Raw genomic sequence first — 13,715 nt, 5'->3', positions numbered from 1 at the left:
CTCCGCTTTCGGGTTTATCCGCTAATGAAACAACTCACCTTCGCTGCGCGTCACCATCAACTGACCAATATTCATAGCTGGACACCAGATAGCCAGTGGCTGGTTTTCGATGTCAGACCTTCCGGCGCGTCGTTTACCGGGAAAACCATTGAGCGTGTTAACGTATACAGCGGTGAGGTTGAAGTGCTCTACACCGCAAGGGAAGGCGCGCATGTCGGCGTGGTAACCGTCAGCCCGCAGGCGGAAAAATATGTTTTTATCCATGGCCCGGAAAACCCTGACGGCAACTGGCAGTATGATTTTCATCATCGCCGGGGCGTTATTACGGAAAAAGGCGTGACATGGAATCTGGATGCGATGGATATCACCGCACCTTACACACCGGGCGCGCTGCGCGGTGGCACACACGTGCATGTGTTCAGCCCGAACGGTGAAAACGTCAGCTTTACCTATAACGACCACGTTATGCATGCGCTTTCTCCGGCAAAAGATCTGCGCAATGTCGGCGTTGCGGTGCCGTTTGGCCCGGTAACGCCGCCCTGCACGCATCCACGTGAATATGGCGGCAGCCACTGGTGTGTACTGATCAGCCGCACAACATCTACACCGGTTCCAGGCAGCGACGATATCAATCGTGCTTACGAAGAGGGGTGGGTCGGCAGCGACAGGCTGGCGTTTATCGGCGATACGCTTTCCACTGGCGGTGAAAAAGTGCCGGAGCTGTTTATCGTCGTGCTGCCTGGCGATGAACAAGGCTGGAAAACCGCAGGTGATGCGCCACTGATGGGTAGCGAACAAACCCTGCCCGCACCGCCAAAAGGCGTGGTGCAAAAACGTCTGACATTCACTCACCAACGCCGTTATCCGGGCTTAGTGAACATGCCGCGTCACTGGGTGCGCAGCAATCCACAGGCCACACAGATTGCGTTTTTGATGCGTGATGAGCACGGTATTGTGCAGTTGTGGTTAATAAGCCCGGACGGCGGTGAACCGCGGCAGTTAACCTTTACCGCAGCTGGTATCCAGTCGGCGTTTAACTGGCATCCCTCTGGCAATGCGCTGGGATTTGTACTGGAAAACCGCATTGCGCTATGCGATGCCGGGCGCGGCGATATCACCTTTTTGACACCCGATCGCGAAAACCCTCCTTCTGCCGATGCCGTGGTGTTTTCACCAGACGGGAAGCTGATCGCCTGGATGGAAGAAGTAGAAGGTTTCCGCCAGCTATGGATGACGGAAACCAGACTGTAAATCAGGGCGCCGGCATGGACGCTGGCGGGATCGCCGAGTCGGTCGCCAGGCTTGCCTGTTCGCTCTTTTCAACCCGCGATTTGATGGAATCATCCTTGCGGAAGAGATCCCACGGCAGCAGCAAGGTGTCCATGATGGCGGTAAAAGGCATATCCAGCACCACCAGCGACTTGGTACCAATGCCGGTGTCATCATCAGCAAGCATGGCCGAACTGGCGCGCGTTCCAGGATAAACCCCTTCTTTGCCGCCTGTATGCGACATAACACTTGAGCAACCTGACAACATCATTCCGTAGAGCAAAGCAGAAACTATAAGCGTTGTTTTCATCATCGATTAATCATCGTTGTTTGTAGTTTGAATGCTACTCAGGCGGTTATAGCCTCCCTTTTGGGAAAGAGATAGCATTCGGGTTCCGCTCTGTGGCGGTACTCGCACTTTGTCCTTTTGTGCTGTGATCCCAGTCTATGCATTGTGTCAGAAAGTGCAAAAAAAGTCGGTATTTTGCCCTTGAAATCAGCCCCGTCAGCCACATTTTAGGAATGTAACCACAAAACACGCCGGAAGGGTGTTGGTCTACGGTAACGGCCTGTCCCTTGAGGAAGGCATGGAAAAATCTCGCTGATTTCAGGAGCTTTTAAGTATGCGTAATTTCGATCTCTCCCCGCTTTATCGTTCGGCTATTGGTTTTGACCGTCTTTTTAATCTGCTGGAAAACAACCAGAACCAGAGCAATGGCGGTTACCCTCCGTACAACGTTGAATTAGTGGATGAAAACCACTACCGCATCGCCATTGCTGTGGCCGGTTTCGCTGAGAGCGAACTGGACATTACCGCACAGGACAACCTGCTGGTGGTGAAAGGCTCCCACAGTGACGAGCAAAAAGAGCGGACTTATCTCTATCAGGGCATTGCCGAGCGCAACTTCGAACGCAAATTCCAGCTGGCGGAAAATATTCACATCAATGGTGCCAACCTGGTAAACGGCCTGCTCTATATCGATCTGGAACGCGTGATCCCGGAAGAGAAAAAACCGCGTCGCATCGAAATTAACTAATTGCTCCAGGCCGCCGCTGGCGGCCCGGTTCCGACATGCCCGCCGACAGGGGGCATATGTGAGCCATTGCGCTCGCAGGTATTCACTCGCTTCTTAGAAGGAGAAACACTCATGCGTAACTATGATTTATCCCCGATTTTTCGTCAGTGGATTGGCTTCGACAAACTGGCTAACGCCCTGCAAAGCACCACTGAACAGCAGTCTTTCCCTCCTTACAACATTGAGAAAGGCGACGATAACCACTACCGCATCACCCTTGCGCTGGCCGGTTTCCGCCAGGAAGAACTGGATATTCAGCTGGAAAATAGCCGCCTGACCATTAAAGGCACGCCGGAAAAACCGGCCAACGAGCCGAAATGGTTGCATCAGGGGCTGGTAATACAGCCGTTCAGCCTGAGCTTTACGCTGGCAGACTTTATGGAAGTCTCTGGCGCGACCTTTGCCAACGGTTTGTTGCATATCGATCTTCTGCGCAATGTACCGGAAAGCGCGGCGCCGCAGCGGATTGCCATCAGCAATCGCCCGGCGTTAAATAGCTAACGGCGGCAGAACAAAAGGCTCCGCACGCGGAGCCTTTATTGTTATGCGCGAACGCGTTGCAAAAAGCGTTGCCGCAAGGGTTTGAGCACAAAAAAGGCCAGCAACGCGCAGAGAATATCAAGCGTGATGGCACAGCCAAACACCAGATTCCAGCTCCCCGTTTGCTGATACATCAGCGCTGCCAGCGGCCCGCCAAAGATTGAACCAATCCCTTGCGAAATATAGAGCCAACCGTAGTTCGCCGTCGCATGCTGCGTGCCGAAGGTATCGGTGAGCGTGGCGGGGAAAAGTGAAAAAATTTCGCCCCAGCCGAAAAAAACCACCCCGGAGAGCAGAACAAACAGTAGCGGATCGTCTTTGCACAACAACCACAGCGCCATCGCACAGCCTTCCAGGCCAAAAGCGATAAACATCATATTTTCTCGACCAATGCGATCAGAAATATAACCGCACACCGGGCGTGTCAGCCCGTTCATAAAGCGGTCGATGGTCATCGCCAGCGGCAGTGCCGCCACGCCCATTACGGTCACCGCGGTAATACCAAAATCTTCGGCGAAAATCGCCATCTGGGACGTGACCATCAGCCCGGATGTGGACAGCATGGTCATCATCACAAACATCAGCCAGAACAGCGGTTTGCGTAGCATCTCTCCAGGAGAAAAACTCTTATCACTCATCGCCAGGCTGCTGTTGATCTCTTGCGTGTTGAGCGTTTGCGGCGCACGTAGTCCCTGGCTGGCAATAAAACCAATGACCGCCATTACCAGCCCGAACTGCCAGAGCGTGTTTTCCAGTCCTTTCGTGGCCAGCGATTGAGTGACCGGAAAGGTGGTCAGAATCGCGCCCATGCCATAGCCCGCCGCCACCATCCCTGTGGCAAATCCGCGTTTTTCCGGGAACCAGCGCACCATCAACCCCACCACGCCGACATAAACAATCCCGGTGCCAAGGCCGCCCAGCACGCCGTAATAGAGATAAAGTTCGCTCAGGCTGCTGATGGTTGAGGTCAGCATCCAGCTTGTGCCGCTCAGCACGGTACCAATCGCAATTAACCGGCGTGGGCCAAACTTATCGATCAATCGACCCTGAAAAGGCGAGAAGAAGGTTTGCAAAATGATCAACAGGGAAAAGGTGAGCTGAATTTCAGCCAGCGGAACGTTCAGCTTTGCCATAAAGGGGCGCGTAAACAGCGCCCAGACATATTGCGGGCTGGAGATGGAGATCATACACAGCAAGCCCAGCGCTAACTGGGTCCACTTTTTCTGACGGGTAACCACTACGTGAGTTAGTGTTGTATTCGTCATGCTGCCCCCTTTTTTAACAAAAGTGGGCTTTTGCATTAACCATGCCATAACCTGTTGTACCTGACATCCCCGGAATGCTTAGCAAGCGCACGTTTTTTCCTGCTTGTACCTTTAAAAGGGGGGGTTCGTTCAGGGCAACGGTTTTCTGCTGGTGCAATCTTCGCCACATTCTGAGGCAAAGAAATTCCGTACATTATGTAGGGTATAACCCATAAAGTGATTACGGGTTCTGCCAAACTCCTTGCAGTCATCATGTACAGGGAAAAGATCATGAGTGATATCGCATTAACAGTAAGCGTACTGGCGCTGGTAGCCGTTGTCGGGTTGTGGATCGGCAACGTGAAGATTCGTGGCGTGGGTTTAGGTATTGGCGGTGTGCTGTTTGGCGGGATAATTGTCGGCCACATTTTGGATAAACTGGGTATCACTATAAGCGGTCAGATACTGCTTTTTGTGCAGGAATTTGGCCTGATCCTGTTTGTTTATACCATCGGCATCCAGGTGGGGCCGGGGTTCTTCGCTTCTTTACGCGTTTCTGGCCTGCGTCTGAATCTGTTCGCTGTTTTAATCGTTGTTCTCGGCGGTCTTGTCACCACTATTCTGTATAAACTGTTTGCTATTCCACTGCCGGTGGTGCTGGGGATTTTTTCCGGTGCGGTTACCAATACGCCAGCGCTTGGCGCGGGGCAGCAAATCCTGCGTGATTTAGGCATTCCAGGCCCGCAACTCGACCAGATGGGGATGAGCTACGCCATGGCGTATCCATTTGGTATTTGCGGTATTTTGTTCACTATGTGGCTGCTGCGCGTGTTGTTTCGCGTTAATGTCGATGAAGAGGCACTACAGCACGACGCAACGCTCAGCCATGGCACTTCGCCGATCCGTACAATCAATATCCGCGTGGAAAACCCTAATCTCAATAATATGGCGATTCAGGACGTTCCCATTCTTAGCAGCGATAAAATCATCTGCTCGCGTCTCAAACGGAATGATTTACTGATGGTGCCTTCTCCGGTCACGCTGATTCAGTCCGGAGATTTGTTGCATCTGGTGGGGCTACCGCACGATCTGCATAACGCTCAGTTGGTGATAGGCAAAGAAGTTGATACCTCTTTGTCGACGCGCGGCACAGATTTGCGCGTCGAACGCGTAGTGGTGACCAACGAAAAAGTACTGGGAAAAAAAATCCGCGATCTGCACTTCAAGGAGAGCTACGACGTCGTGATTTCACGCCTGAACCGCGCCGGTGTGGAGCTGGTAGCCAGTAGCGATGCCAGCCTGCAATTTGGCGATATCCTTAATCTTGTCGGGCGTCCGGCAGCTATTGAGGCGGTGGCTAACGAGGTCGGCAATGCGCAGCACAAGTTGCAGCAGGTACAAATGCTGCCGGTGTTTATTGGCATTGGGCTTGGTGTTCTGCTGGGATCGGTGCCGTTGTATATACCGGGGTTTCCGGCGGCACTGAAGCTGGGTCTTGCGGGCGGGCCGCTGATTATGGCACTGATCCTTGGGCGAATTGGCACGATCGGCAAGTTGTACTGGTTTATGCCGCCCAGCGCGAACCTGGCGCTGCGTGAGCTGGGAATTGTGCTGTTCCTGTCGGTGGTGGGGCTGAAATCCGGCGGCGACTTTATCGCCACGCTGACCCAGGGCGATGGGGTGAAATGGATGTGGTATGGCATCTTTATCACCGCCATTCCGCTGATCACCGTCGGTTTGCTGGCGCGAATGCTGACGAAGATGAATTATCTGACCCTCTGCGGCATGCTGGCCGGGTCGATGACCGATCCGCCGGCGCTGGCGTTTGCCAACAGCCTGCATGCCACCAGCGGCGCAGCGGCGCTCTCGTATGCGACGGTTTATCCGTTGGTAATGTTTTTACGTATTATCACCCCACAGCTTCTGGCGGTGCTGTTCTGGGGGATGGGTTAATAGCGTCCCGGTATGAATACGACACAGATAGTGATCCACCTGATACTCGCTGGCGTTGCGGAACATGACTGAGTAGTTAAGAAATTCGCCGCCGCTGCATTAATTCTCCTCCGTCAGGGTGCCGGTTTTCCGTTGCGCGAAAGAGTCGAAAAGCGTCAGTTTATCCGCTACTTTGAAGACCTGGCCGGTTCAGTTTTCCCTTTACCGCGGCAAGAGGGCACAACACTGGCAGGATTATCAACGTGGAAGGAGAACAGATGAAAATTTCCCGCGTCGGTGAAGCGCCAGACTACCGCTTCTCGCTGGCGAATGAGCGCACTTTTCTTGCGTGGATCCGCACCGCACTGGGGTTTCTCGCAGCGGGCGTCGGGCTGGACCAGTTGGCGCCGCAGTTCGCCACGCCGCTGATCCGTGAAGTGCTGGCGCTGCTGCTGTGTCTCTTCTCCGGCGCGCTGGCACTCTATGGCTATCTGCGCTGGCTGCGCAATGAAAAAGCAATGCGCCTGAAAGAAGATCTGCCTTATACACGCATGTTGATGGCGATAAGCGTGTCACTGCTGGCGGTTGCAGTGGTAGTAATGGTGCTGGTGTTTTATGCCGGATAACCGCAAAGCCCGGCGGGAAACAGATCCTGGTCTGCAACCAGAACGGACATCACTGGCATGGTTACGCACGCTGTTCGGTTACGGTGCGCTGATGGCGTTGGCCGTCAGGCATAATTGGCAACATTCGGGCATGCCTTTCTGGATCTCGCTCATCATTCTGGCACTGGCAGCGTTACTGCTCTGGCGCTATACCCATAAACGTATCTTAATGGATGTCAATAAAAGCGATTTCGCCTTGCCCGGCGCAACACGTGACAAATTATTGATCTCCCTCGCAGTGCTTTCCCTCGCATTACTGTTTGCTGTAACGCATATCCGTCAGCTTATTCTTATCTTGTGAGGATGTTTGCATGCCAGGCTGCTACGTTATGGCTAAGCCCGCCAGTTCACGCTGCAACCTTAACTGCCGCTACTGTTTTTACCTCGAAAAACCGCAGCAAAATGTTATGGATGACACCACGCTGGAGGCGTTTATTCGCCAGCAAATCGCCGCCCAGCCGAGCGAAAGCGTGCAGTTTGCCTGGCAGGGAGGCGATCCAACGCTCTGCGGGCTGGCGTTCTTCCAGCGCGTTATCGCACTGCAAAAAAAGCACGCCAATGGCAAACATATCGAAAATGCCTTCCAGACGAACAGCATTTTGCTGGATGAGGACTGGTGCCGTTTTTTTCACGACAACGGCTGGCTGGTGAGGATTTCCATCGATGGTCCGGCGGATCTGCATGATGCTTACCGAGTGAACCGCAGCGATAAACCATCACATGCGAAAGTGCTTAATGCCATTGCGACGCTGGCGAAACACCAGGTCAAATACAACCTGCTGTGCGTCGTCAATCATCTCAATAGTCAGCAGCCGCAGCGCCTGTATCGCTATTTACGCGCGCTCGGTACACCGTTTTTGCAGTTTATTCCGCTGGTGGAACTGGATGCGCAGGGGCGCTTGTCTGCCGAATCGGTCAAGGGCGAAGCCTGGGGAAACTTTCTTACCGCAGTATTTGACTTGTGGGCGCGTCAAGATATTGGCCGCGTTTACGTGCAGTTATTTGACTCCACGCTCGGCGTCTGGAGCGGCTATCCGGCGCAAATGTGCAGCTTTGGCGAGACCTGCGGCCACGATTTTGCGCTGGAGGCGAACGGCGATCTCTACCAGTGCGATCACTATGTCTCGCCGGATTACCGGCTGGGTAATCTGCATCAGATTCCGATTAAAACACTCAACGCCAGCGAAGAAGCAGCCGCTTTCGGGCAGAGTAAAAAAACCTGCCTCAGCGAAGTTTGCCTGCGTTGTGACGTGCTGCGTTTTTGCCAGGGTGATTGCCCGAAGCACCGCATCGTCGAGGGAAGAAGCGCGCTGTGTCACGGCTATTACCACTTCTTTAGCCACAGCGCGCCGCATATGCGCGTGATGCGAGATCTGCTGCGCCAACGGCGCTCCCCTGTCGAACTGATGGCCTGGCTGCGCCGGAGCGGCTGATTTAGCGGGCTTTCGCCAGATAGTGCGCCATCTCATCGGCGGGTACCATGCCACCGCCGGTGGCCCACACCAGGTGGGTGGCCTGCATCAGTTGTTGCGGGCTAAAGCCGTGCAGCTGATGATAGCCACTGTCGTTGCAAATTCGCTGCGGCCCGGACATTCCTGCCAGCGCCGATGGCTCCAGTTGAACGCCCTCTTCCTGCGCCAGCCAGCCGAGTTGCTGGTAAAGCGTGTTGTCATCAACGGTGTAGAAGCCGTCCAGCAGGCGCTCCATTGCCCGTCCGACAAAGCCGGAAGCACGCCCGACCGCCAGGCCATCGGCCGCTGTCTGGTTATCAATCCCCAAATCCTGCACCGCAATGCCGTCATGTAGCCCGGTATACACGCCCAGCAACATACAAGGAGAATGCGTGGGTTCGGCAAAAATGCAGTGTACCGCATCGCCGAACGCCAGCTTCAGACCAAAGGCGACGCCGCCAGGCCCGCCACCCACGCCGCACGGCAGATAGACAAACAGCGGATGCGCGTTATCCACCACTTTGCCAAGCCGTGTGAACTGATCTTTCAGACGCTGTCCGGCGACGGCATAGCCCAGAAAGAGGGTTCGGGAGTTCTCATCATCAATAAAAAAGCAGCTCGCATCCGCCGCCGCCGCTTTGCGCCCCTGCTCGACGGCTACGCCGTAATCTTCGGCATACTCCACCACATTCACGCCGTGGCGGCGCAGCAACGCTTTTTTCCATACGCGGGCATCGGCTGACATATGCACCGTGACGCGAAAACCGAGTCGCGCGCTGATAATCCCGATCGATAACCCAAGATTTCCCGTCGAGCCAACAGCGATGCTGTACTGACTGAAGAAACGGGCAAACTCAGGCGACAGCAGTTTGCTGTAATTGTCATCCGTCGCCAGTAATCCGGCGGTGAAAGCCAGTTTTTCCGCGTGGGTTAGCACTTCATAAATGCCACCGCGCGCTTTAATGGAACCGGAAATCGGCAAATGGCTGTCTTTTTTCAGCCACAGCTCGCCGGTAATATCCGGACCGAGGCGGCGCTGCATTGTCGGGATCGGAACCACGTCAGATTCAATCATGCCGCGGCTTGCCGCCGTTTCCGGGAAAGCCTGAGCGATAAACGGCGCAAAACGGGCAAGCCGCGCGTGGGCATCGTTAACATCCTGTTGTGTCAGGCCAACATGCGGCAAAGCCCGTGCAACAGAGGTACTATTAGGATTAAACCACTGCGTTTCTTTCAGCGCGATCAACTGCTCTATAAGCGGAAACTGCTGGATGAGTTTCTGAATGTCGGCGTTTTTCATCGGTTCGTTTTCGTAAAAATCGGAGCGTTAAAGAAAACAGGAATTGGTCAGCGGCGCAAGTGGGCCGCAGTTTTGAGAATTTATTACGTTTTGCTGCTACACGTGTAAACGCAAGCATGCTAAATACATGTATTCATCCCTGATTTTCACAAGGTCAACTGTGTTAAAGCCACTGATTGCAGTTGTTATGCTGTTGGCGGGAACCGCTGTGTTTGCCGCTGATACTCCGCTGACGGCGGCGCAATATGCGCAAAAGCTGGGGGTGGGGATGGATGTCGACTGGGCGCGTACCGATCGTGGTATCCGCGAGTTCGACCCGCTGATCGTGCGTGATTTCTACGACGCCGGTATCCGTCATGTGCGCATTCGCGTTGCAGATAACATGACGGAGGCGCGCCTGATCCACCTGCGTAAACTGGTGGAGGCCTGCGAACAGTATGGGATGATCCCGGTGATTGCCTATCAGGCAGACAGCTTCAAAGCCGATCCTGACGCCAAAAACGAAGCGCAGCTGGTGGCATGGTGGTCAACGGTAGCGAACTTTTTCGGTACCGGGCACCCGACGCTCGGTTTTGATGTGATTTATGAACCGGCTGAGAAACTTAACCGTGATTTACCCGCATTAAATCGCGCCTATGAAAATGTCGTGCGCACCCTGCATGATATCGACGCTCAACGCATGATTTTTATTGCCCCGCGTCTGCGCGCCGCGCCAGAAGATCTCTCCTCGCTGAAGCTGCCGCCGCACAGCCAGAACTATCTGTTAGCCGAGTGGCACATTTTCCCGTGGGGGCCACAGAAAAATAGCGGTAAATATCCGTGGACATCGGGCACGGCGGCGGAAAAAGCCGCCATCCGCGCGCGGATCAATACAGCGGTGCGCTGGCAGCAGAAATCCGGGCATGCCAGTTGGGTTGGCGGCTGGGCGGTAGGCGAATCCATTAAAAATGCACCCACCGAATCGCAAATGGCTTTTGCCCATTTTATGGCTTGCGAACTCAGTAAGGTGAAAATTCCCTATGCGATCAATACCGATACGCAATTTTATGATGGGGAAGAAGGCGCATGGCGACCAGGGCCGGAGCCGTTACTGAAAATGATGATTGCGCCGGAGTGCGATAAGCCCGATGCAAAGCCGGGCCATCATGAAGTTAAATCACCGGTTCATGGCGAGAAAAGCGCGTCGCCAGCGGCAGCCAGCACAACAGAATTAAAAGCCCGGCCAGCGTCATCAGCATCCCAAGGCTAAACTGGCCGTTCTGCGGCAGTTGTGAAGAGAGCCATGCCAGGCCGCCGGAGCCGATGTTCTGCAACCCGCCAACCAACGCGCCCGCAGTGCCCGCCAGAAACGGGAATGGCTCCATCGCACCGCTGGTCGCCAGCGGGAACAGCATCCCGGCGCCGAAGAAAAACAGCGCAGCGGGCACGACCAGTGTCCAGATATTCATCACCCCGACAATACCCGGGATCCACATCATCAGACCGGCCGTCACGCAGCAGATCACTGCCTGCCACATCAACGATGTAAAGCGCTTGTTTTGCCGCCCGGCAAACCAGGCACCGAAAAAGGCCGCTGGCACCGGCAGAATAAACAGGACACTGACCATCATGCTGTTCAGACCCAGCACGCCGCCCATCAACACACCCGAGCTGGCTTCAAAGACTGCAATCCCGGACAGACCGCCAATCAACATCAGCAGGTAACAATTAAATGCGCCATTGCCGAACAGGGTTTTATAGCTGGCCAGCAGGCGGAGGCGCGGCGCGTCTTTTGGCCGGGTTTCCGGCATCCAGCGCGCCATACTCCAGGTGACGACCAGGCACAGCACCAGCAGAAAAATAAAACAGGCGCGCCAGTTAAACAGCGTATTCAGCACGCCACCAATCAGCGGTGCAAGCAGCGGACTAACCAAAATCCCCATATTCAACAAACTGTTGGCGTGACGCAGTTCCGTTCCGGCATACAGATCGCGCGGCAGCGTTCGCGCCATCACGCCACCCACGCCAGTGCCGATGCCCTGTAAGGCGCTGGCCAGAATTAACATCGACAGGTTGTGCGTGGTAATAGCGATCAGCGTCGCCAGCAAAAAGATGCCCATCCCGGCAAGGATCACCGGGCGGCGACCGACTCTGTCCGCCAGCGGGCCATAGAAGAGTTGGGATACGCCGTAAGTCAGCAGATATGCTGCCATGACGCTTTGCACCGCGCCTTCGCGAACATTCAGGGTGAGCGCCATATCCGCTATCGCCGGGATATAGATGGTTTGCGCCATCTGCCCGACAGTCACCAGAAGTACCAGCATCAATAACAAATTGACGTTTCTCTGCCTTTTCATGTCGATGATTACTTTTAAAAAATGAAGAATTAAAGAATATATGGCTGCAATAGAGCCTTAATGCCGGAGAAATCTAGCACAACCAGATGACAGAACCACAATGACCCGGTGCAAAAGCAGGAAGGTGACAGGCAGGTTTTATAGACAACATTCGGCAACTTTTGTTGCCAGCGAACTTCAGGAAAGGCGCAGCAGTATCGCGCCAGCGGCAATGCCACAGGCAGCAACAATCCGTAGTCCGGCAACCTGCTCTTTGAGAAGAACAAACGCAATCAGCGCGCCGAACAGAATCGAGGTTTCGCGCAGCGCAGCGACGACCGCCAGCGGCGCTTGCGTCATCGCCCACAGCGCCAGGCCGTAAGACCCCATGGTGCCAATGCCGCCGGGAATGCCTTTTTTCCAGCTGGCGAGCAGATAAGGTGTCACCTCTCGCCGCCGCACCAGCATCGCCCAGAACAACAGGCAAAAACCGTTAAGGAAAAAAGTCCATAATGTATAGCCCAGCGCAGAACCGGCAAGGCGAACGCCGGTGCCATCGACCAGCGTGTAACCCGCGATAAACCCTGAATTAATAAGCGCCAGCCAGATCCCTTTGCGTGCCTGCATGCGTCCGTTAAACGCCATCGCCAGTATCGACAGGCAGATCACGGCAATACCGCCCCACGCCACGCCAGAAAGTGAATCGCCAAGGATCAACACGCTAATAAGCGCCACCAGCAACGGTGCGGTGCCACGCATCAGCGGATAGGTCTGGCTCATATCCGAAACCTGGTAAGTTTTCGCCACCAGCACCGTGTAAACCACCTGCAACGCACACGAGACGGCGAGGTAAGGCACGCTGGCGAGCGTCGGCTGTGGCGAGAAAGGTAATAAAATTAGCGCGATCAGCGCGGCAGAACCGCTTACGGCAATCGCCGAATAGAGTTTGTCACTGCCGGATTTCACGATGGCATTCCAGCTGGCATGAAGCAGAGCTGCAAACAGCAAAATGCAGAAAACGGATAGTGTCATGGTGGCCTGGGCGAGTGAGTTGTCACCAAAATGTAACATGCCTCCCGCAGCGGATACCAGATTAACGATGTTAAAGAGGGGCGGTTGCCCGCCCCTCTTTGGTGCGGCTTGAACCTAAATTAACGCAGGAATTTCAGGACAGCTTCAAGCAGTTGCAGCAAAGCAACAATGAGTTTCAGGATCAGAATAAACAGTTCCATTCCGCTCATACGCGTCTCCTCTGGTTCAGGAGCACCGGCTGGCTTACCTTTCCGCTGCCTGTTGTCAGCCGTGTTGTTGGCGTAACGCAGTGTGCTCGCTTAGGGGTTAAGGCGCTGACGGCACCACCCGTTTCAGCCAGGACTTGTTTGCGCCGTAGAGGTGCGGCCCCTGCACACTGATTAGCAAGGTCAGTATATATTAATACTGTTTATATATACAGCATTTGTTGGACGAAATTTTGAGCTTGATCCATACTCAATGCGGGAGAAAACGCCTGAAAATTGCACGACTGCCTGTTTCCGCGTATAGTTCCCCTGTTGACGTAACGTAGTGTGTTTGCGGCCACCAACCGCAAAAACTGCATGAAAACCTCGCTCCGGCGAGGTTTTTTGTTTTCAGCGGCTGCATAACCAAACGTGATACACCGCACAGTTTTCTGCGGGTGCGTAAAAAGCAGTTGTCGGCGACGAAATCCTGTGTTTGTATAAATCCTGTTAATTACATGACAGACAGGTCCCTAATGAACGCTTCCACAATGTCGATGAGCCTACTAAAAACCGCGCATAACGCCGCGGTGGTCGTCGTGCGTGTGGTGGTGGTCGTCGGCAATGCGCCGTAGGGTCCGGAACAACACACGATTCCAAAACCCCGCCGGCGCAAACCGGCGGGGTTTTTCGTTTAACGCCCTCC

15 protein-coding genes are annotated in these 13,715 nt (G+C 54.5%); 9 read left to right on the top strand and 6 right to left on the bottom strand.

What is annotated here, in order from left to right:
• Nucleotides 1-24 precede the first annotated feature (24 nt).
• Nucleotides 25-1,251 carry a YidR family protein gene (locus tag BM427_RS18460; RefSeq protein WP_090123968.1) on the top strand — a complete coding sequence of 409 codons (1,227 nt, stop codon included), beginning with the start codon at nt 25-27 and terminating at the stop codon, nt 1,249-1,251.
• A 1-nt stretch (nt 1,252) separates the two neighbouring features.
• Here BM427_RS18460 and BM427_RS18455 read toward each other — a convergent pair whose 3' ends face one another.
• Nucleotides 1,253-1,582, bottom strand: coding sequence for a YceK/YidQ family lipoprotein (locus tag BM427_RS18455; protein ID WP_090123967.1), 330 nt, complete (start codon nt 1,580-1,582; stop codon nt 1,253-1,255).
• A 310-nt stretch (nt 1,583-1,892) separates the two neighbouring features.
• Here BM427_RS18455 and ibpA point away from each other — a divergent pair, with 310 nt between their 5' ends.
• Together ibpA and ibpB are read left to right on the top strand one after the other, a co-directional pair.
• A complete protein-coding gene (gene ibpA, locus BM427_RS18450; RefSeq protein WP_090123965.1) occupies nt 1,893-2,306 on the top strand; it encodes a small heat shock chaperone IbpA in 414 nt (137 codons plus the stop codon).
• Nucleotides 2,307-2,417: 111 nt separating this feature from the next.
• The gene (ibpB, locus tag BM427_RS18445; RefSeq protein ID WP_007369405.1) at nt 2,418-2,846 is read left to right on the top strand and encodes a small heat shock chaperone IbpB; all 429 of its coding nucleotides are present in this window, start codon (nt 2,418-2,420) and stop codon (nt 2,844-2,846) included.
• A gap of 41 nt (nt 2,847-2,887) precedes the next feature.
• Here the strand turns inward: ibpB and oxlT are convergent, their stop codons facing one another.
• Complete coding sequence (gene oxlT / locus BM427_RS18440; protein WP_090124400.1) at nt 2,888-4,150, bottom strand: oxalate/formate MFS antiporter; 1,263 nt, start codon at nt 4,148-4,150, stop codon at nt 2,888-2,890.
• Between the two features lie 270 nt (nt 4,151-4,420).
• Between oxlT and BM427_RS18435 the strand changes: the two genes are divergently transcribed.
• The 4 genes from BM427_RS18435 (at nt 4,421) to BM427_RS18420 (ending at nt 8,159) form a co-directional block, all read left to right on the top strand.
• Complete coding sequence (locus BM427_RS18435; protein WP_090123964.1) at nt 4,421-6,082, top strand: putative transporter; 1,662 nt, start codon at nt 4,421-4,423, stop codon at nt 6,080-6,082.
• 257 nt (nt 6,083-6,339) lie between these two features.
• The gene (locus tag BM427_RS18430; RefSeq protein ID WP_090123962.1) at nt 6,340-6,687 is read left to right on the top strand and encodes a YidH family protein; all 348 of its coding nucleotides are present in this window, start codon (nt 6,340-6,342) and stop codon (nt 6,685-6,687) included.
• Nucleotides 6,677-7,027 (top strand): DUF202 domain-containing protein, encoded by a 351-nt coding sequence (locus BM427_RS18425; protein WP_090123961.1) that lies wholly within the window; start codon nt 6,677-6,679, stop codon nt 7,025-7,027. Before BM427_RS18430 ends, BM427_RS18425 begins: the two co-directional genes overlap by 11 nt.
• Before the next feature lie 10 nt (nt 7,028-7,037).
• Nucleotides 7,038-8,159, top strand: a complete 1,122-nt coding sequence (locus BM427_RS18420; protein ID WP_167518546.1) for an anaerobic sulfatase maturase — start codon at nt 7,038-7,040, stop codon at nt 8,157-8,159.
• 1 nt (nt 8,160) lies between these two features.
• On the opposite strand, the gene dsdA is transcribed toward BM427_RS18420, so the two are convergent.
• Complete coding sequence (gene dsdA / locus BM427_RS18415) at nt 8,161-9,477, bottom strand: D-serine ammonia-lyase (protein ID WP_090123959.1); 1,317 nt, start codon at nt 9,475-9,477, stop codon at nt 8,161-8,163.
• A gap of 160 nt (nt 9,478-9,637) precedes the next feature.
• Between dsdA and BM427_RS18410 the strand changes: the two genes are divergently transcribed.
• On the top strand, nt 9,638-10,726 hold the full coding sequence (locus tag BM427_RS18410; RefSeq protein ID WP_244316537.1) for a cellulase family glycosylhydrolase: 1,089 nt from the start codon (nt 9,638-9,640) through the stop codon (nt 10,724-10,726).
• Here BM427_RS18410 and emrD read toward each other — a convergent pair.
• The 3 genes from emrD to tisB form a co-directional block, all read right to left on the bottom strand.
• Nucleotides 10,629-11,813, bottom strand: a complete 1,185-nt coding sequence (gene emrD / locus BM427_RS18405; RefSeq protein WP_090123956.1) for a multidrug efflux MFS transporter EmrD — start codon at nt 11,811-11,813, stop codon at nt 10,629-10,631. The two genes, BM427_RS18410 and emrD, sit on opposite strands and share 98 nt — an antisense overlap.
• 177 nt (nt 11,814-11,990) lie before the next feature.
• On the bottom strand, nt 11,991-12,824 hold the full coding sequence (locus tag BM427_RS18400) for a DMT family transporter (protein WP_090124394.1): 834 nt from the start codon (nt 12,822-12,824) through the stop codon (nt 11,991-11,993).
• Nucleotides 12,825-12,943: 119 nt separating this feature from the next.
• Nucleotides 12,944-13,033: a type I toxin-antitoxin system toxin TisB gene (gene tisB / locus BM427_RS18395; protein ID WP_064562565.1), complete on the bottom strand. Its 90-nt coding sequence runs from the start codon at nt 13,031-13,033 to the stop codon at nt 12,944-12,946.
• Nucleotides 13,034-13,545: 512 nt separating this feature from the next.
• Here tisB and ivbL point away from each other — a divergent pair.
• Nucleotides 13,546-13,644 carry an ilvB operon leader peptide IvbL gene (gene ivbL, locus BM427_RS25490; protein ID WP_139109736.1) on the top strand — a complete coding sequence of 33 codons (99 nt, stop codon included), beginning with the start codon at nt 13,546-13,548 and terminating at the stop codon, nt 13,642-13,644.
• Nucleotides 13,645-13,715: the final 71 nt, after the last annotated feature.

The organism is Kosakonia arachidis (genome assembly GCF_900116535.1).
Classification (GTDB): Bacteria; Pseudomonadota; Gammaproteobacteria; order Enterobacterales; family Enterobacteriaceae; genus Kosakonia; species Kosakonia arachidis.
The sequence above is the reverse complement of the archived record's forward strand: the minus strand, read 5'-3'. Positions and strand labels throughout refer to the sequence as shown.